Raw genomic sequence first — 24,062 nt, 5'->3', positions numbered from 1 at the left:
TGGTGTTGCCCCTTCGCGCCGGCAATTGGCCGGCGCGCGCCGGCGGATTTCCGAGCGCGTCAAAACCCCGCTGCGACCGCGAATTCGCGGGGTTTCGGGGGGCGCCTACGCCTTGCTCAGCAGCGACGAGCGCGACAGCGGCGAGCGGGCCGGGCTCGCGACCAGGCCCGCGGCCGCCGAGCCGGCGGCGAACTCGCCCTCGACGCCGAGCCCCGGTAGGTTGGCGCGACAGGCGAAGTGCAGCCCGCGGATGCCCGACTCGGTCGGCAGCAGGCCGACGCCGAGCAGCGGCTCACCGTCGCTGAAGTACAGCGGCGTCATCGGCAGGTTCATCGCGCTGCCGGGGCCGTAGTCGTCCAGTGCGTGGCCGCGGCCGTCCTGGGCCTCGATGCCGTCGTGGGGCGAGTGGCACAGCTTGATCCACGGCCGCACGAACGGCAGCACACCGCGCTCGTCGAGCTCGTCGAGGATCCGCTCGCGCTGATCGCCGAGCGCTTCGTCGACCCCCATGATGCGGGTGATCGCGATGCGGCGCGTGTCCTCCGCGAGACCGGGCTCGACGCGCAGGTAGATGTGTCCGACCCCGTGCGCGCGGTCGGGCACGTAGGCCTCGTCGTGCGGGGTGTCGTCGGGCAGCGGGCAGCACACCGCCAGCGCGCCCAGGGCCGGCGTGATGCCGCGCTCGGCAACCTCGAGGTACATCACGAAGCGGTAGCTCGCCGGTGCGATCGCGGCCAGGCCCTGTGTCAGAGCGCGCGGCGCCGCATCGGCGAGCATGTGCTTGTCGAGCAACGTCTGCGGATCGGTGGCGACGATGAGGTGATCGCAGCCGTAGCGGTCGCGCTTGCCCAGCAGGCTCACGCCGACGATCTTGCCGCGCTTCATCAGGATCTCCGCGACCCGCAGCTCGCGCTTGACCTCGCCCGAGTGCAGCTCGATGCGCTGCAGGAGTAGCTCGCGCAGCTTGCGATCGCCCTGCGGCAGATCCTCGGGCCCGACCGACCACAGCCGGCCCAGCCGCAGCGCCGCCGCCTTGCCCAGCTGCGCTGGCGTCAGGTTCGACAGCCACGGCACCACCGACGCCGCCAACGCGCGCAGCTCGTGATCGACACTCACGCCCTCGCACTCGTCGGTCGACGGTGGCGGCAGCTGGGCGGCGACCCGCGCGAGGAAGCGGCGTCCCCAGAAGCCATCGGCCGACAGCGCGTGCTCGCTCGCCAGCAGCTCCTCGAGCACGGCCTCGGTGGCGTCGGTCCACCGCCGTCGCAGATCCCACGCGGCGCTGGCCTCGTCGCCGGGCCACACCCGCGACAGCTCGTGCTCGAGGTTGCGCTCGCCAGCCTCGAGATCGAGCCGCGCGTGCGGCAGCACGCAGTGCGCGAGCCCGTCGTGCGGCGTCGCCAGCCGTCGCACCTGCTGGGCCAGCCCCAGCTCGGTGAACACGCGCTCGCACGGCGGCGTGTTGGCGTGCACCACCGGCGCGGTCTCGAGGCCGTAGACGCGCCCCTGCAGCCGGTACACCCCCTCGGCGCTGCCGTGCGGCAGCACCAGCACCCGCTTGCCGCGACGGGCCACCAACGCCGCCGCGACCAGCCCCGCGATGTCGGAGCCGATCACGATCAGATCGTAGTGGTTGGTGGTGTTGCTCAAGCGGGCGTCACTTCAAAATCGCAGGTTGGTCAGCTCGACCTCGGGCGCCCCCGCGCGGTGCGGCACGACCTCGCCGACCACCACGCCGGGCTGACCGCCCTCGCGCAGGCACGCCAGCACCGCGTCGACGCCCTCGCGGGCCACGTAGAGCAGCATGCCCACGCCACAGTTGAAGGTGCGCTGCATCTCGGCCGGCGCCACCCCCTGGGCCGCGATCGCCCGGAACACCGGCGGCGGCGGCAGCTCGGCCAAGTCGAGCCGCTGCGCCAGCCCGGCCGGCAGCGCGCGCGGCGGGTTCTCGATCAGCCCACCGCCGGTGATGTGTGCGGCCGCGTGCAGCGGCGCGCCCGCGAGCGCGCGCAGGGCCGCGAAGGCCTTGGCATAGATGACGGTCGGCCGCAGCATCACCTCGCCGACGAGCTCGCCGTCGCCGAAGGGCAGGGCGTCGTCGAAGCCGAGCTTGCCGACCTCGAGCAGCGCGCGGCGGGCCAGCGAGTAGCCGTTGCTGTGCAGCCCGCTCGAGCGCAGCGCGATCACGACGTCGCCGGCGACGACCCGCTGCGGGCCCAGCAGCTTGGCGCGATCGACCACGCCGACCGCGAACGCGGCGAGATCGTAGTGACCGGGTGCATACAGGCCCGGCAGCTCGGCGGTCTCGCCGCCCAGCAATGCGGCGCCCGACTGCTTGCAGCCCTCGACGATGCCAGCCACCAGCGCCTCGACCTGGGTCGGCACCAGCTTGCCGACCGCGATGTAGTCGAGCACGAACAGCGGCTCGGCGCCGGTGACCAGCAGATCGTTCACGTTCATCGCGACCAGATCGATGCCGACCGTGTCGTGGCGATCGAGGGCGATCGAGACCAGCAGCTTGGTGCCGACGCCGTCGGTGCACGACACCAACACCGGCTCGGTCATGCCCCGCGGCAGGCCCATCAGCCCCGCGAAGCCGCCGAGATCGGACAGCTGCTCGGGCCGACGCGTGCCCGCGACCAGGCGCTTGATGCGTTCGACCGCATGGTTGCCGGCGTCGATGTCGACGCCCGCGTCGCGGTAGGTCAGCGGCCCGGCAGCCGGGTCGCCGGACCCTCGAGGTGGATCGCCCGGGGCGGACATGGCGATTCCCGTAGCAAGGCGGCGTTCGCAGGGCAAGCGGGCAATCGCCGCGCCGCAGGCGGCGCGCGCGGGTGAAAACCGCCGCGTTGTGCGGTAGAAGGTGGGCCCGTTTGCCCATGGCCTGGTGGCGTCGCAAGAAAGAAGCCCTCGACAAGGACTCGACCCAGACCAAGGTCTCGATTCCCAAGGGCCTATGGTCCAAGTGCGAGTCGTGCGGCGAGATCACGTACACCGACGAGCTGATCCAGAACCTGCGGGTGTGTCCGGTGTGCGGACACCACGGCACCATGCCGACCGCCGAGCGCATTGCGACCACGGTCGATGCCGGCACCTGGGTCGAGCACGACACCGAGCTGCGCTCGGGTGATCCGCTGGGGTTCTTCGACTCGCAGCACTACAAAGATCGCATCGACAAGGCCGTGCGCGGCTCGGGCTCGACCGAGGCGTTTCGCTCTGGCGTCGGTGAGATCGACGGCGTGCCGGTGTCGGCGGGCTTCTTCGCGTTCGAGTTCATGGGCGGCTCGATGGGCTCGGTGGTCGGCGAGAAGGTCACCCGCGTGTTCGAGCGCGCGCTCGAGCTGTCGCGCCCCGCGGTGGTGTTCTCCGCCTCCGGCGGCGCGCGCATGCAAGAGGGCGTGCTGTCGCTGATGCAGATGGCCAAGACCTCGGCCGCGCGCGCGCGGCTGCGCGAGCAACGGCTGCCGTACATCTCGGTCGTGCTGCACCCGACCACCGGTGGAGTGGCCGCCAGCTTCGCGACCTTGGGCGACGTCATCCTCGCCGAGCCCAAGGCGCTGGTGGGCTTCGCGGGCCCCCGCGTGATCCAGCAGACCATCGGCCAGGAGCTGCCCAAGGGCTTCCAGCGGGCCGAGTTCCTGCTCGAGCACGGCATCATCGATCGCATCGCGAGCCGCCACGAGCTGAAGGAACAGATCGGCACGATGCTGCGGATGCTCCGTCGACTGCCGCCGCGACCGTCCGCCGACGCGGGCGCGGACGCCGGGCGGTGAGCGCGGCCTCGGCCGCGTTCGCCGAGCTGTTCGACCGCCGCGCCCTGGGCATCCGTCTCGAGCTCGAGACCCTGCGCGGGGCCTGGCGAGCCCTGGGCGCGCCCGCGGCCGGCGTGCCGGCGGTGCACATCGTCGGCACCAACGGCAAGGGCTCGACCGCGGCGATGGTCGACCACGCGCTGCGTCGCCACGGTCGCCGCGTGGGCCTGTTCACCAGCCCGCACCTGCACCGCGTGGGCGAGCGCGTGCGCGTGGGTGGTGTCGCCGATCGCGACGACGCGCTGGCGGCCGCACTCGCGCAGGTGCAGGCGATCGAGCGCACCACCGTGCTGCCGCGACCGCTGTCGTTCTTCGAGCTGCTGACGTTGGCGGCGTGGGTCCGCTTCGCGGAGGCGGGCGTCGACACCATCGTCGCCGAGGCCGGCATGGGCGGGCGACTCGACGCGACCCGCATCTGCGACGCGGCGGTGGTCGCGGTCGCGTCGATCGATCTCGATCACCGGCAGTTCCTGGGCGACACCGTGGCTGCGATCGCGGCCGAGAAGATCGCGGTCGCGCGCACCGGCGTGCCGGTCGTCACCGTCGCGCAGGTGCCCGAGGCGTTCGCGGTGATCGAGGCCCACTGCGCCGCGATCGCAGCGCCGCTGCGGGTGGTCGCGCCGCTCTCGCGACCACCCATGGGGCTGCACGGCGGGCACCAGCGCCACAACGCCGCGCTGGCCCTGGCGGCGGCGAGCGTGGTGGCGCCGGGCTGCACCGCCGCCGATCTCGACGGCGTGTCGTGGCCGGGTCGGCTCGAGCGCATCGAGGTCGGCGCGGGCACGCTGCTGCTCGACGTGGCCCACAACCCCGCCGGCATCGCAGCGCTGTGCGAGGCGCTGCGGGCCGATCCCGCGCTGCCGCGCACACGCATCCTCGTCGGCGCTGTCGCCGACAAGGACCACGCTGCGATGCTGGCCGCGCTGCGCCAGCTGGCACGGCCGCTGGCGTGGATCGATCTCGCAGCGTTCGGCAGCGTCGGCGTGACCGCGCCCGGCGCTGCCGTGCCGGTGCTGCACGACGCCGCCGCAGTGTTCGCCGCGACCGATGCAGCGCTCGCGGCCGGCGAGCAGGTCTGCGTGTGCGGCTCCCACGTGCTGGTCGCCGCCGTGCGGGCCCGCGCGCTCGGCCTCGACGCCGCCGAGCCCGGCGAGCGCTGAAGCGGCCGGCCCCATCGGCTCGTCACACCGCGACCATCTCGCTGGGCTCGCCGCCGAGCTGCCGGGTGAGCGTGGCGAGGCCGCGGTTCATCATCGATCGCAGCATCGAGGGGAACACGAAGCGCATCATCACGCCCTTCAGGTTGTAGTACTGCTGCCAGGTGAAGCGCGTGCGCGAGGGGCCGAGCGGCTCGAGCACCATCACCGCGGCGTGGTCCACGACCGGCATCATGGCGTTCTTCACGCGGTAGACGCAGGCGTAGGGCGCGTCGTAGTAGAAGAACGTCTCGTCGAGATCACCCATGCCGCGGGTGTGGCACACGCGGCGGGTGCCTGCGCCGAGCGTGCCGGGGTTGCACGAGCCCGCGTGGTCGAAGCTGCCGCCCTTCACGAGGCCGAACCACTCGGCGATGCGGGCCGGGTCGGTGACCTGCTCGAACACGGTGGCAGTGTCGGCGTCGAAGACGAAGCTGCCGGTCATGCGCAGCGGCGCCTCGGTGTGGCGTCGGACGATCTCGGCGACGAGGCGGTCGAGATCCCAGCGGCTGGGGTTGGCGGTCGAGGTGGAGGGGGGGGTGATGCTGGCGTTCATCGGTGTGGCGCTCCGTCGTCGGAGCTTCAGGGGGCCAGCATGGGCGCCACCGTTGTCGCTCACCAGTGGATGATCGTCGGATACACTTTCGCATGGTGCAGGAGAATCGACATGACGCCCAGCCTGCGTGACCTCGAGGAGCTACGGACCTTCGTGCAGATCGTCGACTCCGGCAGCATGACCGCGGCCGGTCGCGTGCTCGGGGTCCCGACCAACGTCGTGAGCCGTCGGCTCGCGCGGCTCGAGCAGCGTGCGGGGGTCCTGTTGGCGCAGCGGACCACGCGGGTGCTGCGGCCGACGCTCGAGGGGCACCGACTCTACGAGCGAGCCGGGCGCATCGTCGCCGAGCTCACCGCGGCCGAGGCCGAGCTCGCCCACGGCGACACCGCGCTGGCGGGCGAGCTGCGGCTGGCGCTGCCGTCCCGCGTGGCCGACCTGCTGGGCGACGCGCTGGCGCAGCTGCTGCACGAACACGCGGCGCTCGAGCTGCGGTGCTTCGTCAGCGATCGTCCCGCTGCGGCGATCCTCGGCGACCTCGTGGCCCATGGCCTCGACGCGGCGGTGCTGATCGGCGAGCTGCCCTCGACCTCGATCGTGACCCGCAAGCTGTGCCGCATCGACACCGTGCTCGCGGCGGCGCCCGCCTACGTCGAGCATCACGGACGTCCGCGACGCCCGAGCGAGCTCGCCGCCCATGCGTGCCTGTGTTACGTCGGCGCGCAGCTGCAGACCCACTGGACGCTGCGCGACGGCAAGGGCCGCGAGCAGGTGGTGCCGGTGCGCGCGAAGCTGGCGAGCACCGACTCGCGCATGCTCTTTCGCGCGCTGACCGACGGCCTCGGGGTTGGCCTGGCGACCGCCGCCGACGTCGCCCGTCACGGGCTCGCACGGGTGCTGCCGGGCTGGTCGGCGCCGGGCTTCGACGTGCGGCTGGGCTACGCTGCCGGGCGTCGCGGAAGCAAGCGCATCGACATGCTCGCGGCCTGGCTGGCGCCGGCGATGGTCGCGGCGCTGCGGGCCTGAAGCGGCGCGCGCCAGCCGTGCTATTCTCGCGTCGCTGGTATGATGGACATGGACGTTTGGATTGCAGGGCGCCGGCGCTCGGCTCGACGCATCGCGCCGTGGCTGGTGATGGCGATGACGCTGGCGGCGGGCTGTCGCGACGACGACGGGCAGTCGCTGCCGTTCGAGAACCGCTGCGTGGCGCTGCCGAAGCTGCCAGGGGCCGATCGCGTGCGGGTCGAGCCGCGCTTCGGCCAGATCGCGATCGAGGACGGGGTCGCGCTGGTGCAGCACCCCAGCGACGACGCGCGCTGGTACCTCGTGACCAAGCCGGGCGTGGTCTACACCTGGCGCGGCGACGCGGCCGCGACGGTCTTCGCCGATCTGTCGGCACGCGTGCACATCGCGGGTGAGGCCGGTTTGCTCGACCTCGCCTTCGATCCTGCGTTCGCCGACAACGGCCGCGTGTTCCTCTCGTACAACGCCGAAGGCGGCACGGCGATGCTCTCGCGCATCGCCGTGGCGACCAGCGACGACGACGGGCGCACGCTCGCCACCGACGGCCTGCTCACGGTGATCGAGATCGATCAGCCCTACGAGAACCACAACGGCGGCGACATCGACTTCGGCAACGACGGCATGCTCTACCTCGGGCTCGGCGACGGCGGCTCGGCCGGCGATCCCCAGGGCAACGGTCAGCGCCGCGACACGCTGCTGGGCAAGATGATCCGCATCGACGTGCGCGACACCAGCGAGGCCTCGCCCTACGCGGTGCCGCCGGACAACCCCTTCGTCGACGAGCAGGGCACGCGGCCGGAGATCTGGGCGCTGGGCTTTCGCAACCCGTGGCGGTGGAGCTTCGATCGCCCCAGCGGTGCGCTGTGGGCCGGCGACGTCGGCCAGCACCGCTACGAAGAGGTCGATCGCGTGACCGCGGGCGGCAACTACGGCTGGGGCGTCAAGGAGGGCACCGACTGCATCGGCGTCGACGCCTGCGACGATCCGTCGTTCATCGATCCCGTCGCGCAGTACCGCAACACCGGCGTGGCATCGATCATCGCCGGCGCGGTGCTGCGCGGTGGCACGATCCCCGCGTTCGAGGGCAGCTTCGTGTGGAGCGATTTCTACGACGGCACCACCTGGCGGGTGCCGTCGGCCGGCGGTGAGGCCGAGATCATCGGCTCGAGCGCCCGCGGCATCGCCGGCTGGACGCTCGCGCGCGACGGCACACTGATGGGCGTGAGCTACTTCGGTGGCGTCGTCGCGCTGGTCGCGGGGGCCGACGACGCGGCGGGCGTCGAGCGCTTCCCGCGACTGCTGTCGCAGACCGGCTGCGTCGACATGGACGCGCCCACACAGCCGGCGATGGGCGTGGTGCCGTACGCGGTGAACCTGCCGTTTTGGTCCGACGGTGCCGACAAGCTGCGCGCGGTCGCGGTGCCCGAGGGCACGGTCGCGAGCGTCGACGACGACGGGCTGGTGCAGTGGCCCACCGGCACCGTGCTGGTGAAATCGTTCGAGCGTGGCGGCGTGCTGCTCGAGACGCGCCTGCTCGCCCGCCACGACGACGGCTGGGTCGGCTACGGCTACGCGTGGGACCCCGACGGAGGCGAGGCGCGATTGGTCACCGACGAGGGCACCGCGCCGCGCGACGACACGTGGCTGCTGCCGGGCCTGCGCGGCTGTCGGGCCTGCCACACCGACGCCGCCGGCGGCCCGCTCGGCACCACCGCGGCCCAGCTCGCCCACCGCGACGACGACGGCAACGACCAGCTCGCGCAGCTGGTGGCGCAGGGTCTGCTCGACGCCGTCCCCGAGGTCGCGCCGCTGCCCGCCGCCGACGATGCCGCCGTCGCGCTCGACACCCGCGTGCGCGCCTACCTGGCGGTGAACTGCTCGCCGTGCCACCGCGAGGACGGCACCGGCGGGCGCGCCGACTTGGATCTGCGCCGCGAGGTCGCGCTGGCGGACACCGGGCTGTGCAACGCGCCGCGGGCGGGCGACGTCGGCCTCACCGATCCGCAGATCGTCGCGCCCGGCGAGCCCGCGCGCTCGGTGCTGTCGGTGCGACTGCACGCCCAGGGCGACGCCCGCATGCCACCGCTGGCGACCGCGCGGGTCGACGCCGACGCGGCGGCCCTGGTCGACGCGTGGATCGAGGGTCTCGCCAGCTGTCCGTGACGAAAGCTCCGTTTGCTTGGCAGCACGGCGCGCCGCCGCGTAGGATCGGGTCCATGCGACCCGGCCCCGCGATCGCCGTTGCCCTCGCGCTCACCTCGGGCGCCGCCGCGGCCATGGGCCCCGCGGCCCCGCCACCACCACCGGCGAGTGACGGCGGTCCACCGCCCGGCGCCACCGCGGCGCCGCCGGCCCCGAGTGCGTCGCCGCGCCCCACCAGCACCCCACCACCGGCACCGCCGGTCGCGGGCACCGAGACGAGCGGCAAGACCCCGGAGGCCGAGCCGGTCGACACCAAGCCGGTCGATCTCAGCGACACCTGGTCGTACTCCCGCTCGGGCGGCTGGAGCCCCCGCTACGTCCGCACCCGCGACGACGTCAGCGCGGCGCCCAACCCCGAGGGCTACTACTCCGGGGTCTCGATCGAGGGCAACCATGTGCCGCCGTTCCCGGCCGCAAAGATGGGCAGCAAGCCCGCGTCGCTGACCTGGACCGGCTTCGAGCGCCAAGCCGGCGGACACTCGCGGGTGTTCTTCGAGCTGTCGGCCGACGTCGCGACCAAGCTCGACATCAAGAACGGTGTGCTCACGCTGCGGATGACCAACACCCGCATCAACGTCCGCAACAACGCGCGCTACCTCGACCTCACGTACTTCCGCACGCCGGTGCGCACCGTCAAGGTCAGCCGTCGCGGCAAGGATGCGGTCGCGACCGTCACCCTCAAGCGGGCCAGCGAGCCGACCGTCGCGTGGGTCGCAGGCAAGGCCGGCTATCGATTGCTCGTGCTCGACTTCGTCGAGGCCACGGCGGCCGAGGCCGAGCCGGTCGACGCGCCCTGACGCGCACGCGAGCGGCGGCCAAGGCCCGCATCGGCCGCCCGGGTCACGCGCCCGAGGCGGCCATCTCGGGCTCGTCGCGCAACAGGCGGAAGACCGCGAGGGAGAGCCCGCTGGTCGCCGCGAGCGCGCCGAGCAACGGCAGGCCCCACATCATGCCCATCGCGGCGACGCCGAGCGCTACGCCGCACCAGCGGTAGCGCAGCGCGCGATCGATCTTCGCGCCGCGCTTCACCCCCGCGACCATCACTGCCAGCTGACGCTCCTCCTCGGGAAGCAGAGGTTGTGCTTCCGATCTCGCGGGCAAGTACGCGTGATTCTGCCAGAGTAGCCGCGTCGCGATCTGCTGCAGTCGGGCCAGCTCCATGGCCGGGCGCGGGTCGACCGACAGCAGGTAGGGCAGGTCGTAGGTCTTGAGCTTGGGCACGTAGACGCGCGCCCGCCCGAGCGCACCGACCGCCTCGACCAGGAACTGCCGCGCCTGCTCACCGCGTCGCAGCTTGTCGCCGCGATCGTCTCCACCACGACCGTCGAGGGTGAGTACCGCCAGCGTCAGCGCGTCGCTCGCGAGCTGGAGCTGACGGGCGATCTCCTGGCGGGTCGCCGGCGACATGGCGGCGTCGCGGTATCCGGTGACGAGGGCGGGCAGGGTCGCGAAGCGCATCGCAGGATCAGGGGCGGGCGGTGGGCGGAACTCGGAAGGGAGCCCCACGATCCAATCTAGTGTACGGACCCGGCAGCGGCCAGCGGCGCGTCGCGACTTGGGACGGTCGTCCCCGCGACGCCAACGCGGTTGGCATCCGACCCGACCGACGCGCGTCCGCGGTGCCGTTGCGGGCGCGTGGCCGCTAGGACCGCGACGCGGCGCTTCGCTCGGCGCGCTTGGCGTCATCCCACAGTCGATCGAGCGCCGCGAGATCGACGCTCTGGGGATCGACGCCGCGCTCGGCGAGCGTGCGCAGCACGTGGCCGAAGCGCCGCTCGAACTTCTCGTTGGCGCCGGCCAGCACCGACTCGGCGTCGAGCCCCAGCTTGCCAGCGATGCGCACCAGCACGAACAGCACGTCGCCGAGCTCGTCGGCGATCGCGGCGTGGGTCGTGGGCGACGGCACCGCGACGGCCTCGTCGCGGGCGCGCTCGAACTCGCGCAGCTCTTCGTCGAGCTTCGCGAGCGCGCCGTGGACGTCGGGCCAGTCGAAGCCCAACGCGGCGGCCTTCTCCTGCAGGCGGGCCGCCCGGTGCAGGGCGGGCAGTGTGCGCGGGACCCCGAGCGCCGACGGATCGCGCTCGGGCTTGGCACGCTTGCCCGCCTCCCACCGACGCGTGACCTCCTGCGCCGTGAGGGTCTCGGCCTCAGGCCCGAACACGTGGGGGTGCCGATCGATCATCTTCTCGCGGATCGCCGCGACCACGTCGTCGAGATCGAAGGCGCCCTCGCGCTCGCGCAGCGCGGCGTGGAACACGATCTGGAACAGCAGATCGCCGAGCTCGCCGAGGTGCCGCGACGGGGTGTCCATCGCCTCGAGCACCTCGTGGGTCTCCTCGAGCAGGTAGGGCCGCAGCGAGTCGAGGGTCTGCTCGCGATCCCAAGGGCAGCCATCGGGCGCGAGCAGCCGCGCCATCAGATCGCGCAGGCCCTCGAGGCCATCACGTAGGCCCAGGGCCCGGTGCCGGGGCGTCGTGGCGCCATCGGCCGCGTCTGCGGGCGATGGGTTCTCCTGGGTCGGCCGCCGTGCTACGGTCATGGGGACTCGATCTCCCTTACCACGACCCATCGCTTTGGCAGAGTCCGTCAAGCTCACCTTCGAAGACCAGGCGCCGATGCAGCTGATGCTCGACGCGGTCGGACGCAACCCTTCGACGATGGCGCGCGACGGCACGGCCGGCGTGCTCGAGCGGGAGACCGGGGTCGCGCTGCACGTGCGCGGCCACGAGGTCACCCTCGAGGGCGACGACGACGGGCTGGTCGAGCGGCTGCTCCGGCAGCTGTACGCGCTGGCCCAGCATGGCTCGCCGGTCGCCCCCGCCGACCTGCCCCGGGCGCTCGAGGTGTTGCGGCAAAACCCCGCCGCCGAGCTGCGCGAGGTGTTCGAGGACACCATCCTCGAGCGCCAGAGCGACGGCAAGCCGATCGTCCCGCGCAGTCTGACGCAGAAGCGCTACGTCGCGTGCATGCGCCGCCACGTGCTGACCTTCGGGGTCGGCCCGGCCGGCACCGGCAAGACCTTCCTCGCGATGGCGGTCGCGGTGCGGATGCTGCTCGAGAAGCAGGTGCGCCGCATCATCCTCTCGCGGCCCGCGATCGAGGCCGGTGAGCACCTCGGGTTCCTGCCCGGCACCCTCGAGGAGAAGATCAGCCCCTACCTGCGGCCGTTGTACGACGCGCTGCACGACATGGTCCCGGCCGAGAAGGTGCTGCGGCTCATGGAGCGCGAGACCATCGAGATCGCGCCGTTGGCCTACATGCGCGGGCGCACCCTGAACGACGCGTTCGTGATCCTCGACGAGGCGCAGAACACGACCCGCGAGCAGATGAAGATGTTCTTGACCCGCATCGGCACGAACACCCGCGTGGTCGTGACGGGCGATCCATCGCAGATCGATCTGCCGGGGGGGCAACGCAGCGGGCTCATCCACGCGCTGCGGATCCTGCAGGGGACCGAGGGCATCGCGGTCACGACCTTCGCGCCCGAGGACGTCATGCGGCATCCGCTCGTGCAGGCCATCGTCGTGGCCTACGAGCGGGATGCTCGCCGCCGCGCCGAGGCGCGGGAACGCGCCGAGCCCGCGGGCGACGGGCCCGGCGTGGGCATCGCGGGACCCGCGGGAACGCCGGGCGACGGCGCGCATGCGGGGGGGATCGGCGAGAACGGCAGCTGAACGGGGTTCGGCCGCGATTCTTGCCGGTTCGGGGCGCGCCGGCTATGCCGGGGGTTCGAACCCGGACCCATCCATGGCTGCCCGCACGCTGCCCAAGCTCGAACCCATCCCCCGTACCGCGCTGCGCGACACCGTGCTCGAGGTCATGGAGCGCGAGCTCGCGCGCTCCATGCAGGGCCTGCAGGTCCCTGGCAGCCCCAAGCCCTACTTCATGCAGTACACGCTGCGGCGGGTGCACTCGCTGCGTCTGCGTGCGGCCTACGGCTCGCTGACGCGGGCCCGCGAGCATACCGGCGCGCAGATCTACACCGACGTCCGCGTCGGCAGCCACAAGTTCGACAACGTCATGGATGGCGGGCTCGATACCCGCGCCGAGGAGCGCGAGAGCGCCGACTGGGTCGACGCGCCCGACGACCTCGATCTCGCGGCGCTGCAGGTCTCGCTGTGGAAGCTGAGCCAGCTCAAGTTCGACGAGGCGCTGCAGGACTACTACGACCACCGCAAGGCGCTGGTCTCCGAGTACCTGCGCGACGAGGTCGACGCATTCTCGCGCGAGACGCCCGTGATCCACCGCGAGGAGCTCCACCAGGATCCGTTCCCGCGCGCGGCGTGGGAGGGCATGTTGCGCGACCTCTCGCGTCGCTTCCTGCAGCATCCCGAGGTCCACGACCCCGCCATCACGCTGACCGCCGAGCGCGTGCACCGCTGGCTGGCGACCAGCGAAGGCACCCGCGTGGTCACCGAGGACGTCTACGTGGAGCTGTCGATCGGCGGCTGGATCCACACCGACGACGGCGTCTACACCGAGGCCTCGCGCGAGCTCTACCTGCGGGCGGTCGACGAGGTGCCGACCCGTGCCGAGCTCGAACGGCTGGTCGACGACGTCATCGTCGAGCTCGGTGAGCTGCGCCGGGCCGCGACCCCGGGCTCGTTCATCGGGCCGGCGCTGCTCGCCGGGCAGGCCGCCAGCACGCTCTTCCACGAGGCGCTCGGCCACCGTCTCGAGGGCGAGCGCCTGGTGGCCCGCAACGAGACCCGCACGTTCGCGCAGAAGGTCGGCCAGCGCATCCTGCCGCCGGGCCTCGACGTGTTCGACGATCCCACCCAGACCAAGCTCGGCGCCCGCTCGGTGTGGGGCAGCTATCGCGTGGACGACCAGGGCGTGATGGCCCAGCGCGCGGTGTTGGTCGAAGATGGCGTGTTGAAGGGCTTCCTGCAGGGCCGCAACCCCACGCCCGACGCGGCCCACAGCAACGGCCACGGCCGCCACGACGGCCTGCAGCCACCCACGGCGCGCATGGCCAACTTCGTGGTGCAGCCGCGCCCCGGGACCGCGCGCACGTGGCCCGAGCTCGAGGCCAAGCTGATCGAGATCGCCAAGGCGCAGGGCCGATCGCAGGCGATGATCATCCACCGCGTCCGCGCCGGCGAGACCCAGACCCAGGCCTATGACTTCCAGGTCTTCAAGGGCGAGCCCGCCGAGGTGTGGCTGCTGGACGTCGAGACCGGCAAGCGTCGGCGGGTGCGCGACGTCGAGCTGATCGGCACGCCGTTGTCGGCACTGCAGCGCATCGTCGCGTTCGGCGGCGACGCGGATCTCGACCAGGGCTACTGCTACGCCGAGAGCGGGTCGATCCCGGTCAGTGGGATCGCGCCCGCGATCCTGCTCTCGGAGGTCGAGATGCAGCAGGGCAGCACCACCGGCTTCCACGAGCCGCTGCTGCCACCGCCGTTCGCCGACGACGGCTCGCGTGGCCGCACCGCAGCGCTGCGCCGTCGCGGCAACCGTCGCCGGCGTTGATCCGGGCGCGCCGCCGTTGCGTCCGCAATGCGGCCGGACGCGCGGACGCACCGCACCGCGAACGCACGTCCGCGCGCGGGCCACGACCGACCATGGCCCCCTGGCAGCCGCGCCGCGACCACTGCACGAGGAAGGGGTGTCCGCCGCAGCTCCCCATGCGATCGAGTCGACGCCCTCGGCCTGGCTCGAGCTGCGCGACTGTGCCAGCGCGGCGCAATTCGCCGCGGCGCTGCTGTGCGGTCCGCTGGCCCCCTTCGCCGATCCGCCGCCCTCGCGCGAGCAGCTGCTCGAGATCCTGACGGCGCTCGACCGCGAGACGAGGCGGGTGTGCGCGCTGGTCAACGCGCTGCAGCCCGCCGCCAACGAGCGGCCGGCGGTCGCGGTGGTGCCGTCTTCGCTCGCCACCCCACCGATCGCGGCCACGGCGTCGCCCGTCGTCGCGCCCGCGAGCAAGGCCGCGGCGCGCCGGGTTCGCGCGGCGGAGCCCGCCGCCGGTGACGAGGTCGATGCGATCCTGCAGGCGGTCGAGCTCGAGCTGCTGTCGCGCGCGCAGCTGATGCCGACCGTCGAGGTCGGCAGCCACGGCCGCGCCCGCGTGGCCGGGGCCCACGGTGATCTCGCGCCGGTGTTGGTGCAGCTCCTGCTCGACGCGGCTGCTCTGGGGCCGGCGGATCCCGGCGTGCAGCTGCGGGTGTTCACCGACCTCGCCGAGGATCTCGGCGACGCGACCTGCGTGGTGTTCGAGGTCCGTCCCGACCCGCGGGCGCCGGGGAGCTCGTGGCCGACGCACCCGCAGACCGCCGCGGGCATCGCGGTCATGCTCGGTCGTCGCGGCGCGCGTCCGTTCGCGCAGCTGCGCGTGCCGGCGCTCCGCCCCTAGAAGGGCACGCCGCGGCCGATCGGCCGGCGAGCCGGCGAGCCCCCGTATACTGGCGCCGGTGCCCCGCACGTTCGAGGACTTCGCCCAGGTCCGCGCGCACATCCTCGGCCAACCGCGGATGTGGGGCACGCTCGACATCCTCGCCGACGGCAGCCTGTCGATCCGCCGCAAGCGGGCCAACGTGGTCGTGCTCGACGCGCGCACCAGCTGGCCGCCGGAGCACTACGACGTGCTGCTGGCGGTGGCCCCGGCCCACGAGCTGTCCGAGGCGCTGGCGCGGCTGCGGACCCGGCGGGTGCAGGTGCTGCCGCTGCCGGCCACCTCCCTCATGGTCGAGCGGGTGCTGGGCGAGGCGCTGCACTCGGCGGTGCAGAACGACCAGGCCGCGATGGCCGATCGCCTGCTCGCGCTGGGCACGGCGCTGAACGCCGAGCGCGACGCGACCCGCGTGCTCGAGCTCATCCTCCGCTACGCCCGCGAGTTCACCCGCGCCGACGCTGGATCGATCTACCTGGTCGAGGACGAGGGCAAGCGGCTGGTCTTCAAGATCTCCCACAACGACTCGGTGTCGGCCGATCTGTCGGAGTTCTCGTTCCCGGTCAGCGCGCAGTCGATCGTCGGCAGCGCGGTGCTGCGCGGAAAGACCGTGCGGGTCGACGATCTCTACGGCGAGCTCGATCCGCAGGCGACCATGCCGCCGTGGAGTCATGACCGCAGCTTCGACCAACGCTTCGGCTACCAGACGCGCTCGATGCTCACGGTCCCGATGATCACGCCCGACCGGCGCGTGCTCGCCGTGATCCAGCTGATCAACGCACGCCGCGACGTCGCGCCGCTGCGGACCCCGCAGGACTTCGCGCTGCGGGTCGAGCCGTTCGGCGACGAGGACGAGACGGTGTGCAACGCGCTCGCCGCCCAGGGCGCGGTCGCGCTGGAGAACGCGCGGCTGTACGCCGAGATCCATGCGCTGTTCGAGGGCTTCGTGCGCGCCAGCGTGCACGCCATCGAGCAGCGCGATCCGACCACCAGCGGTCACAGCCAGCGGGTCGCCGACCTCACGGTCGCGCTGGCGAAAGCGGCCGACTCGGCCAGCTCGGGGCGCTTCCGCGACGTTCGCTACAGCGCCGACGAGATCCGCGAGATCGAGTACGCCGGGCTGCTGCACGACTTCGGCAAGGTCGGCGTGCGCGAGCAGGTGCTGGTCAAGGCCAAGAAGCTCTACCCCCACCAGCTCGAGCTGCTGCGTTCGCGCTTCGATCACATGCGCACGGCGCTGCGGGTGGAGCTGCTCACCGCCCAGCTCGCGCGCGCCCGCGACGGTGGCGGCGACGACGAGGACCTGCGGTTGCAGCACGCCGCCCGGGTCAGCGCGCTCGACGACGCCATCGAGGCGGTGATGCTGGCCAACGAGCCGACGATCCTGCCGCAGGCGGTCAGCAGCAAGCTGGCCGAGATCGCGAAGCTGGAGTTCGCGTTCGAGGGCACGCCGCTGCGCCCGCTGGGCCACGAAGAGCTGGTCGCGCTCACGGTGCGTCGCGGCAGCCTCACCGCCGCCGAGCGACTCGAGATCCAACAGCACGTCACCCACACCTACAATTTCTTGGTGCGGATCCCGTGGGGCCAGCAGCTGCAGGGCGTGCCCGACATCGCCGGCAAGCACCACGAGTACCTCGACGGCTCGGGCTACCCCGCGCGCGCGGACGCCCCCGCGATCCCGCTGCAGGCACGCATGATGACGGTCGCCGACATCTTCGACGCGCTGACGGCCGCCGATCGGCCCTACAAGCGCGCGGTGCCGCTGGCGCCCGCGCTCGAGATCCTGCGCGCCGAGGCGAGCGCGGGTAAGCTCGACCCCGACGTGCTCGACCTGTTCATCGGTGCCAGGGTCTACGACGCGCTGGCGGTGCCGCGGTGATCCGCGTGCGCCTGCAGGTCGATCGCGCGGTCGATCGCGCCGTCGATCGCGACACCCGACGCGCGCTGGTCGAGCGTTGCCACCGCATCGCGCGGGCGCTCGGCATCCGCAGCGGCGCGCTCGAGCTGCTCGGCCTGCGCATCGTCGACGACACGACCATGATCGCGTTGCACCGCGAGCACATGGGCACCGCCAAGCCGACCGACGTGCTGTCGTTTCCTGGCGAGGGCTACGGCGAGGGGGACATCGCGATCGACTGGGATCAGCTGCGCCGCCAGGCCGCGGTCGCCACCCCCGCGGGCTTGCGCGCCGAGGCCGAGCAGCTGCTGCTGCATGCGATGGTGCACCTGTGCGGCCACGATCATGCGACGCCGTCCCAGGCCCGCCGCATGCGCCGCGCCGAGACCCGGGCGGCCCGCGCGGCCGCGTTGCCCCGGCCCACGCGGCCGTACGGAGCCGGCGCGTGATCACACCGGTGCTGGTCGTGCACGGCGGTGCCGGACGACTCGCGCCGGGCCACGAGGACGCCGCGAAAGCTGGCGTGACCGCGGCCGCCGCGGCCGGCCGCGCGATCCTGCAAAGCGGTGGCGAGGCACTGGACGCCGTGGTCGCTGCGGTGCGCGTGCTCGAGGACGCCGAGGTCTTCAACGCCGGCCGCGGCGCCTGCTTCAACGCCGACGGCATCGTCGAGGTCGACGCCGGCGTGATGCGGGGCCGCGATCGCGGGGTCGGGGCGGTCGCGGCGGTGCCCGAGCTGGCCGACGCCGTCTCGCTCGCCCTCGAGGTGCTGCGCGATGGTCGACACTGCCTGCTGGCGGGACCGGGTGCGGTGGCGTTCGCCCGTGAGCGCGGCGTGGGTCGCTTCGGGCGCGACGCGGTGTGGACCGCCAAGGCCCAGGCGCGCTGGCGGCAGGCCCAGGCCGGCGGCGGCCGCGACGGGCAGGCCGACACCGTCGGTGCCGTCGCGATCGACCGGCACGGCGAGCTGGCCGCGGCATGCTCGACCGGCGGCGTGTTGTTCAAGCGACCCGGGCGCGTCGGCGACTCGCCGCTGCCGGGCGCCGGCTACTATGCCGCCGCCGGCCTGGGCGCCGCGTGTGCCACCGGCACCGGCGAGTTCATCCTGCGGCAGGTCGCCTGCCACGCGCTGCTGCTGCGGGTGCAGGCAGGGCTGCCGCTGCAGGCGGCCGCCCAGGCGGTCTGCGACGAGGTCGCAGCGATGGACCCGCGCGCCAGCTGTGGGCTCATCGCGATCGATCCGACCGGCGAGCTCGCGGTCGCGTGCCGCAGCGAGCACATGAGCCACGCGATCGCCCGCGGCGACGCGGCGATCGTCGCCGACGTGCGCGTGCGTGCAGGGTAGGGCGGGCGCGCTTGCCCAAGTCCCCGGGTCCGTGCCACAAGGCCGATGGCGTGCGCACGCGTCGATCCCACCCGCGACCAGCGGTCCCGTCGGCGGCGCGACGCGGGCTCGCGTGGCGCGGGCCCGCGCGTTGCTGGCTCGCGCGGCTGTCGTCGCTGGCCCTCGTCGGCGTGCTCGCATGGCCGCGCACGACCCTCGCCGCGCCCGTGACGACCACGTGGATCGTCGAGGACGCACAGGGCCAGCGGGTCGCGCAGGTCGTCGTGCGCGACGGCAGCGCGCCGCCGCTGTCGCTGCCGCCGGGGCGGTACGTGCTGGTGGCGGCCGACGGCGACCGACGCGAGGTCGTGCTCGACGATGGCGAGCCGCTGCAGATCGGCTCGCCGCCGCCGTCGCCGGCCGCTGCGGTCGACGACCGCGCGGCGCCTGGCCACGCGAGCGCCGACGCGCCGGCCCCCGCGGCCGCGCCGAGCCGCACGCGTCGCGGCAAGCCGCGGGATCCCGCACGTGCGCGCGCCATCGCGGCGCCGCTGTCGGCCATCGTGATCCCCGGCGTCGGCCATGCGGTCGCGCGCCGCCCCGCGCCGGCGTTCGGCATCTTCGCCGGCGCCGCCGTGCTCGGCTTCGCCGCCTTTGCGCTGCACCGCGCCGCGCCCGATCGCGAGGGCGCGGCGCTCGGCGATGCCAGTCACGCGGCCACGCGCGAGGCGCTGCGCCAGGGCGCGTTCACGCTGGCGACCGACACCCTCGCGCTGCTCTGGATCGGACAGATCGCCGACGCGTGGGTCGCTGCCACCGGCCACCGCGTGCGGGCCCGCCGCGATCACGTGGTCGCGGTCTCGCTGCAGCGCGCGACCACCGTCGGCCTGCGCCCCGGCGCGCCGACCGTGGGCCGCTACGACGAGCTCTCGCTGGGCGTGGTCGGCCAGGTGATCCCGAAGCTGTGGTTCGGGCTGTCCGATCTGAGCCTGCACTTCGGTCGCGGCGACCGTCGGGTCAGCGTGCAGGCGGGCCTGCGCGTGGCCGGCCGCGTACTCGAGCGCCGCCGCTTCTGGTTGGTCGTGGCCGCCGGCGCGATCCTGCAGGGCACCAGCGCCCGCAGCAGTCGCCGGGCCATCGCCGACGACGCCACCACGCCGGTGCGGGGCATGGTCGGCAGCACGGTATGGGCCCAGCTGGAGTCGCGGATCTTCGTGCTCGATCGGCTGTCGTTCACGATCGCGCCGCGGCTGTCGCTGCCGCTGGCGACCCGCATGTACGGCGCCGATGCAGCGCTGCCACGCTTCGCCCCCGCGCTCGAGCTGGTGGTCGCACCGGAGGTCTACTTCTGATGCGCGCACGGCTTGCCATCGCCGCCGCGACGCTGACGAGCGCGTGCGTGTTCGGCTTCCGCGGCGAGGCCGAGTTCGACGGCGAGCACGACCTCGCGGACGTCACCGCGCTGCGCGTCGACTTGCCGAGCACGCCGCTGTCGGTGTTCGGCTGCGATGCGGCGGCGCCCGGCACCTGCCCGGCCGCGCTGCGCTACGAGGGCCGCTGGCTCGCGACCGGCGGCACCCGCAAGGACGCGCGCCGTCACGCCAGCGCGCCGGCGCTGGTGTTCGAGCGCGACGATGCGTTCGCGTGGCTGCAGGCCGACATCCCCCTGGCCACGCGCGGGCTGGTCGACCTCGAGCTGACCGCGATGGAGCTGCCCGGTGATCGCGATCTCGAGCTGCATACCGACCTCGGCGACATCGACGTCGCGGGCATGACCGGTGCCGTCACGGTCGAGATCGGCGTGGGTCACGTGCACGTCGACGGCGGCGACGGCGGGGTCAGCATTGCGGTGCAGCGCGGTGATGCGATCGTGATCGGCCCCGGCGATGCCTTCGTCACCTGCGACGCCGGGCGGGTCGAGATCGACAGTACGGCGGCGGGTCGCAACCTGTTCGTGCGCGCGCCCGCGGGCGCGGTCGCGGTGACGCTGACGGACGCGACCGACGTCGACTACGACGTCACCGCCGGCGGCACGATCCGCGTCGGCACCGACGCGGCGGTGGTCGTGACCGAGGGCCGTTGGCGGCGGCGCGTGGGCGAGGGCGCCGCACAGGTGGTCATCACGGCCGGCGGCGACGTGCGCATCGACGAGCACGCAGGCTAGCAGTCCGATCGCCCTGCGCAGTTCTGCGTAGGCGCGGCGACGGGCCGCTGGGAACCTGGCCGGGTCTGCGGCGAACCTGGTGTCGGACTCCCGTGCTGTGCCCGATCCCGAGGCGTGGGCGACGTGCTGCCCGCGGTCGTTACGCGTGCGCCTGGGTGCGGCCGGGGCTCGTCGCCGTGGCCGTCGTGCTCGCGGCCTGTGACGACGGCGGACGCAACCGCGGCGCACCGCAGTGGCAGCCGACCCAGGGCGACGACGGCGACGGCGGCCCCAACACCACGCTCGATGTCGATCCGCTCGACGACTCGACCGGCCTGCCACCCGAGGGCGAGGGCGAAGGCGGTGACGAAGGCTTCCACTGCGCCGGCGAAGACGTGCAGGCGTGCCCATGCCCCGATGGCGAGGGCGAGGGCATCCAGTCCTGTGTCGAGGGCATGTGGGGCCCGTGCGAGTGCATGGTGCCCAGCAGCGACACCGGCGTGTCCGGTGGGTCGAGCGGCGGCGACGAGTCGGGCGGCGAGGCCGGCGACGGCACCACCGGCATGCCCGAGCCGCCGGCGACCGAGGTCTGCTACCCCGGCGCCGACGGCTCGTACACCACCTGCTTGCCGCTGGTCGCGATCGATCCCGATGCGCCGCCGGCCGGCTACGAGTACCCGCCCACGCTGGGGGGCGATCCGAACTATCGCCGGCCGATCGCCGTGCTCGACCTCGAGGCCATCGACGACGCCACCGCGCTCGCGCCCAACTTCACCCTGGGCGAGCTCGCACAGGCCTACAAGGGGCGCTACGGCATCGTGCAGCCCCACGCAGTCGCCTCGCTGCAGGCCCTGCGCGACGACAACGGCGCGCTGAACGTGAACTCGGGCTACCGCTCGCCCGACTACAACCTGCAGGTCGGCGGCGCGACCTACTCGCGGCACATGTACGGTGACGGCTTCGATCTCGATCCCATCAGCGTCAGCATCGCGACCCTCGAGGGCGCGTGCACCGACGCGGGCGGCATGCTGGTCGAGTACGAGACCCACGTGCACTGCGACTTCCGCTTCGACGACGTCGACCCGGCGTTCTACGGCAGCCCCGACATGGCCGCGCCGGTCGAGCCCGCCTTCGTCGCCGACGTGCACCACCAAGGCGATGTGCACTGGCTCGAGCTCGGCGGCTTCGACGAGGGCCTGCCGCGCATCACCTGGGTCGCGCACGACGACCACGGCCTGGTGCTCGCGCGCGGTGGCGGGCCGATGTTCGTGGCCCCCGCGGGCGCAACCGTGATCGACGTCGGCATCGGCCATGTGATCGATCGCAGCGTCGCGCGCGAGCCTTGACCTCGGCGCGCGCGTGCGCCCAAACTGGCGACCATGCGCTCGCGCAACGCTTCGCTCGTCGTCGTCGCGCTGCTGCTCGCGTGCGGCGGCGACGAGACCTCCGTGCCGAGCAGCAGCGATGGCAGCGGTGGTGCCACCACGGGGGCGTCGACGAGCGGCGGCAACACCACCGGCACCACGCCGGGCGACGACGGTCGCACGGCCACCGACGCCACGAGCGTCGGCACGACGGCCGGTGACGACGACGGCGTGCCCCACGAGTGCAACGAATCGCTGCCGTGTCCGCCGGGGGAGGGCTGCTACCTCTCGCTCTACGACGGCGAGTACTGCGTCGAGGTCGAATGCGTCGACGATGCCGATTGCCCCGCCGGCCTGGTGTGCGTGCACGGGGCCGTGCGGCTCATCGGCGGCAACTGCGAGGCGCCGAGCGACGATGACAGCAGCGGGGGCTCGAGCTCGGGCGGGGGCTCGAGCTCGGGCGGGGGCTCGAGCTCGGGCGGCACCGCGGGCTCGAGCGGGGGCTCGAGCTCGGGCGGGGCCTAGCAGTGCTCGGGTACCAGAGGTCGGAATCGAACCGACATGACCTTGCGGTCGGCGGATTTTGAGTCCGCTGCGTCTACCAATTTCGCCACTCTGGCGTGGTGGGGCGAAGGAGGTAGCACGACAGGCGGCGCGCTCGCAAGCGTGCTCGCTTGCCCAAGTGGGGCAGACGGAGGTGGCGGGTCGAGATCGGCAGGCCGCGGCGTGTTGCGCCGGGCGACGCGTTGGTCCGCGCACCCGCTGGCGTCACGGCGTGGGCACGGCGCTTGCGAAGGCAGCCGCGCCATGGTCCATCCCCTGTTCTCGCGCGCGTTCCCGCGGTCGTGCTCGGCGCTCGTCGCCCTGGCGCTGACCTCCTCGATGCTCGGCGCCTGCGCGCCACGGGTCTTCCACGACGGCACCACGATCGCGATCGTCGGCACCGCCCCGCCGCCGCCAGCGGTCGTGCAGGTGCCGGCGCGGATCGAGCTGCGCGAGAAGATCCAGTTCGCGAAGAACTCCGATCGCATCCTCGAGGTCTCCCACGCGGTGCTCGACGAGGCCGTCGGTGAGATCCAGGCCCACCCGCAGATCCGCCGCATCCGTGTCGAGGGCCACGCCAGCGCCGATGGCAACGCCGACCACAACCTCGATCTGTCCGCCCGACGCGCACGCGCGGTGCGGGCGTACTTGGTCGCGCACGGGGTCGCCGAGGGCATGCTCGACGCCGAGGGCTTCGGTGCGACCCAGCCCGTCGCCGACAACGACACCGCGCAGGGCCGCGAGGCCAACCGCCGCGTCGAGCTGCGCGTCATCGAGGTCGACGACGGCGCCACCGTCGGGCCGGCGACGCCGTAACGGCGCACGCGGGCGATGCGCCCCGCCGCGCGGCGATGGAACTCGCGCGGCGACGCGGCGCATCGAGATGCACGGCGGCCGCGTCCCGGCCATACTGCGGTTGCAGCCCGCGAGGCGAAGAGCCGCTTTGTCCGCCCACCCCGAGAGCCTCGTCCGCCATGTGCTCTGCGCCGTGCCGCAGCTGGTGGATCCGAACTTCCGCCGCGCGGTGGTGCTGATGCTCGACCACGACGACGAGGGCGCGCTCGGGCTGGTCGTGAACCACCTCGGTCGCAACCACATCGCCGACGTCGTGCCGGGCCTGGGCCTGCGCTGGTGCGGACCCACGCGGGCACGCGTGCGCATCGGCGGGCCGGTGTCGCCCTCGCGGGGCTGGATCCTGCACGACGACGCGCACTGGGATCCCGCTGCGCAGGCGCTCATGCCCGAGCTGTGGCTGACGACCTCGCTCGAGCACGTGGTGGATGCCGGCCACCAGGACACCGGCGCCGGCGACTCGCGCGTGATGTTCCTGCTCGGCTACGCCGGCTGGGCGCCACAGCAGCTCGAGGCCGAGTGCGCCCAGGGCAGCTGGTTGCCGGTGCCGATCGGCGGCGATGCGCCGCTGTCGTCGCGGTGGTTGTTCGAGACGCCGCCCGATCAGATGTGGGAAGCGGCGTTGCGGGCGATCGGCATCGACCCCGGGCGGGTGTCGGGCCTGCTCGGCGGTCGCGTCGGATCCGCCTAACCTCGCTGGCGCAAGTGTGCGGGGTGGATCACCTCGTCGCGTCGGGATGACGCGACAGGAATCTGCGACTA

22 protein-coding genes and 1 tRNA gene are annotated in these 24,062 nt (G+C 73.1%); 17 read left to right on the top strand and 6 right to left on the bottom strand.

Features of this window, described 5'->3' with window-relative positions; genetic code table 11:
- Positions 1-105: 105 nt before the first annotated feature.
- Both IPH07_05355 and IPH07_05350 read right to left on the bottom strand, forming a co-directional pair.
- A complete protein-coding gene (locus tag IPH07_05355) occupies positions 106-1,650 on the bottom strand; it encodes a hypothetical protein (GenBank protein ID MBK6916807.1) in 1,545 nt (514 codons plus the stop codon).
- A 12-nt stretch (positions 1,651-1,662) separates the two neighbouring features.
- Positions 1,663-2,763: a phosphoribosylformylglycinamidine cyclo-ligase gene (locus tag IPH07_05350; GenBank protein ID MBK6916806.1), complete on the bottom strand. Its 1,101-nt coding sequence runs from the start codon at positions 2,761-2,763 to the stop codon at positions 1,663-1,665.
- 116 nt (positions 2,764-2,879) lie between these two features.
- On the opposite strand from IPH07_05350, the gene IPH07_05345 reads away from it, so the two are divergent.
- Positions 2,880-3,773 carry an acetyl-CoA carboxylase carboxyltransferase subunit beta gene (locus IPH07_05345; protein MBK6916805.1) on the top strand — a complete coding sequence of 298 codons (894 nt, stop codon included), beginning with the start codon at positions 2,880-2,882 and terminating at the stop codon, positions 3,771-3,773.
- Positions 3,770-4,972: a bifunctional folylpolyglutamate synthase/dihydrofolate synthase gene (locus tag IPH07_05340; protein ID MBK6916804.1), complete on the top strand. Its 1,203-nt coding sequence runs from the start codon at positions 3,770-3,772 to the stop codon at positions 4,970-4,972. The genes IPH07_05345 and IPH07_05340 overlap by 4 nt, the downstream gene beginning before the upstream one ends.
- 22 nt (positions 4,973-4,994) lie before the next feature.
- Here the strand turns inward: IPH07_05340 and IPH07_05335 are convergent, their stop codons facing one another.
- Positions 4,995-5,564 carry an SRPBCC family protein gene (locus IPH07_05335; protein ID MBK6916803.1) on the bottom strand — a complete coding sequence of 190 codons (570 nt, stop codon included), beginning with the start codon at positions 5,562-5,564 and terminating at the stop codon, positions 4,995-4,997.
- Between the two features lie 111 nt (positions 5,565-5,675).
- Between IPH07_05335 and IPH07_05330 the strand changes: the two genes are divergently transcribed.
- The 3 genes from IPH07_05330 to IPH07_05320 are packed head-to-tail and all read left to right on the top strand — an operon-like array spanning position 5,676 to position 9,583.
- Positions 5,676-6,587 (top strand): LysR family transcriptional regulator, encoded by a 912-nt coding sequence (locus IPH07_05330; protein MBK6916802.1) that lies wholly within the window; start codon positions 5,676-5,678, stop codon positions 6,585-6,587.
- A gap of 48 nt (positions 6,588-6,635) precedes the next feature.
- On the top strand, positions 6,636-8,747 hold the full coding sequence (locus IPH07_05325; GenBank protein MBK6916801.1) for a PQQ-dependent sugar dehydrogenase: 2,112 nt from the start codon (positions 6,636-6,638) through the stop codon (positions 8,745-8,747).
- A gap of 53 nt (positions 8,748-8,800) precedes the next feature.
- Positions 8,801-9,583 carry a hypothetical protein gene (locus tag IPH07_05320; protein MBK6916800.1) on the top strand — a complete coding sequence of 261 codons (783 nt, stop codon included), beginning with the start codon at positions 8,801-8,803 and terminating at the stop codon, positions 9,581-9,583.
- A gap of 43 nt (positions 9,584-9,626) precedes the next feature.
- Here the strand turns inward: IPH07_05320 and IPH07_05315 are convergent, their stop codons facing one another.
- Together IPH07_05315 and mazG are read right to left on the bottom strand one after the other, a co-directional pair.
- The gene (locus IPH07_05315) at positions 9,627-10,244 is read right to left on the bottom strand and encodes a hypothetical protein (protein MBK6916799.1); all 618 of its coding nucleotides are present in this window, start codon (positions 10,242-10,244) and stop codon (positions 9,627-9,629) included.
- Between the two features lie 184 nt (positions 10,245-10,428).
- Positions 10,429-11,325, bottom strand: coding sequence for a nucleoside triphosphate pyrophosphohydrolase (gene mazG, locus IPH07_05310; GenBank protein MBK6916798.1), 897 nt, complete (start codon positions 11,323-11,325; stop codon positions 10,429-10,431).
- A 76-nt stretch (positions 11,326-11,401) separates the two neighbouring features.
- On the opposite strand from mazG, the gene IPH07_05305 reads away from it, so the two are divergent.
- From IPH07_05305 to IPH07_05260, 10 genes are all read left to right on the top strand, one after another.
- Positions 11,402-12,460, top strand: coding sequence for a PhoH family protein (locus IPH07_05305; protein MBK6916797.1), 1,059 nt, complete (start codon positions 11,402-11,404; stop codon positions 12,458-12,460).
- A gap of 73 nt (positions 12,461-12,533) precedes the next feature.
- Positions 12,534-14,261: a TldD/PmbA family protein gene (locus tag IPH07_05300; GenBank protein MBK6916796.1), complete on the top strand. Its 1,728-nt coding sequence runs from the start codon at positions 12,534-12,536 to the stop codon at positions 14,259-14,261.
- A 136-nt stretch (positions 14,262-14,397) separates the two neighbouring features.
- Positions 14,398-15,141 carry a hypothetical protein gene (locus tag IPH07_05295; GenBank protein ID MBK6916795.1) on the top strand — a complete coding sequence of 248 codons (744 nt, stop codon included), beginning with the start codon at positions 14,398-14,400 and terminating at the stop codon, positions 15,139-15,141.
- A 58-nt stretch (positions 15,142-15,199) separates the two neighbouring features.
- On the top strand, positions 15,200-17,056 hold the full coding sequence (locus IPH07_05290; protein MBK6916794.1) for a GAF domain-containing protein: 1,857 nt from the start codon (positions 15,200-15,202) through the stop codon (positions 17,054-17,056).
- Entirely contained in the window at positions 17,053-17,523 is a 471-nt protein-coding gene (gene ybeY, locus IPH07_05285; protein MBK6916793.1) for an rRNA maturation RNase YbeY, read from the top strand. Before IPH07_05290 ends, ybeY begins: the two co-directional genes overlap by 4 nt.
- On the top strand, positions 17,520-18,419 hold the full coding sequence (locus IPH07_05280; protein MBK6916792.1) for an isoaspartyl peptidase/L-asparaginase: 900 nt from the start codon (positions 17,520-17,522) through the stop codon (positions 18,417-18,419). The genes ybeY and IPH07_05280 overlap by 4 nt, the downstream gene beginning before the upstream one ends.
- A 50-nt stretch (positions 18,420-18,469) precedes the next feature.
- A complete protein-coding gene (locus IPH07_05275; protein MBK6916791.1) occupies positions 18,470-19,750 on the top strand; it encodes a hypothetical protein in 1,281 nt (426 codons plus the stop codon).
- Positions 19,750-20,562: a hypothetical protein gene (locus IPH07_05270; GenBank protein MBK6916790.1), complete on the top strand. Its 813-nt coding sequence runs from the start codon at positions 19,750-19,752 to the stop codon at positions 20,560-20,562. The genes IPH07_05275 and IPH07_05270 overlap by 1 nt, the downstream gene beginning before the upstream one ends.
- Before the next feature lie 176 nt (positions 20,563-20,738).
- A complete protein-coding gene (locus tag IPH07_05265) occupies positions 20,739-21,887 on the top strand; it encodes a hypothetical protein (protein ID MBK6916789.1) in 1,149 nt (382 codons plus the stop codon).
- A gap of 33 nt (positions 21,888-21,920) precedes the next feature.
- The gene (locus IPH07_05260) at positions 21,921-22,430 is read left to right on the top strand and encodes a hypothetical protein (GenBank protein MBK6916788.1); all 510 of its coding nucleotides are present in this window, start codon (positions 21,921-21,923) and stop codon (positions 22,428-22,430) included.
- Between the two features lie 11 nt (positions 22,431-22,441).
- Here IPH07_05260 and IPH07_05255 read toward each other — a convergent pair.
- Positions 22,442-22,525 (bottom strand) — tRNA-Leu (locus IPH07_05255).
- 187 nt (positions 22,526-22,712) lie between these two features.
- Between IPH07_05255 and IPH07_05250 the strand changes: the two genes are divergently transcribed.
- On the top strand, positions 22,713-23,264 hold the full coding sequence (locus IPH07_05250; GenBank protein ID MBK6916787.1) for an OmpA family protein: 552 nt from the start codon (positions 22,713-22,715) through the stop codon (positions 23,262-23,264).
- 127 nt (positions 23,265-23,391) lie between these two features.
- The gene (locus IPH07_05245; protein ID MBK6916786.1) at positions 23,392-23,991 is read left to right on the top strand and encodes a YqgE/AlgH family protein; all 600 of its coding nucleotides are present in this window, start codon (positions 23,392-23,394) and stop codon (positions 23,989-23,991) included.
- Positions 23,992-24,062 lie beyond the last annotated feature (71 nt).

It is taken from the genome of Deltaproteobacteria bacterium (assembly GCA_016709225.1).
Lineage (GTDB): Bacteria > Myxococcota_A > Polyangia > Nannocystales > Nannocystaceae > Xiheibacterium > Xiheibacterium phototrophicum.
Note: the sequence above shows the minus strand (reverse complement) of the source record. Positions and strands in the feature narration are given on the sequence as shown.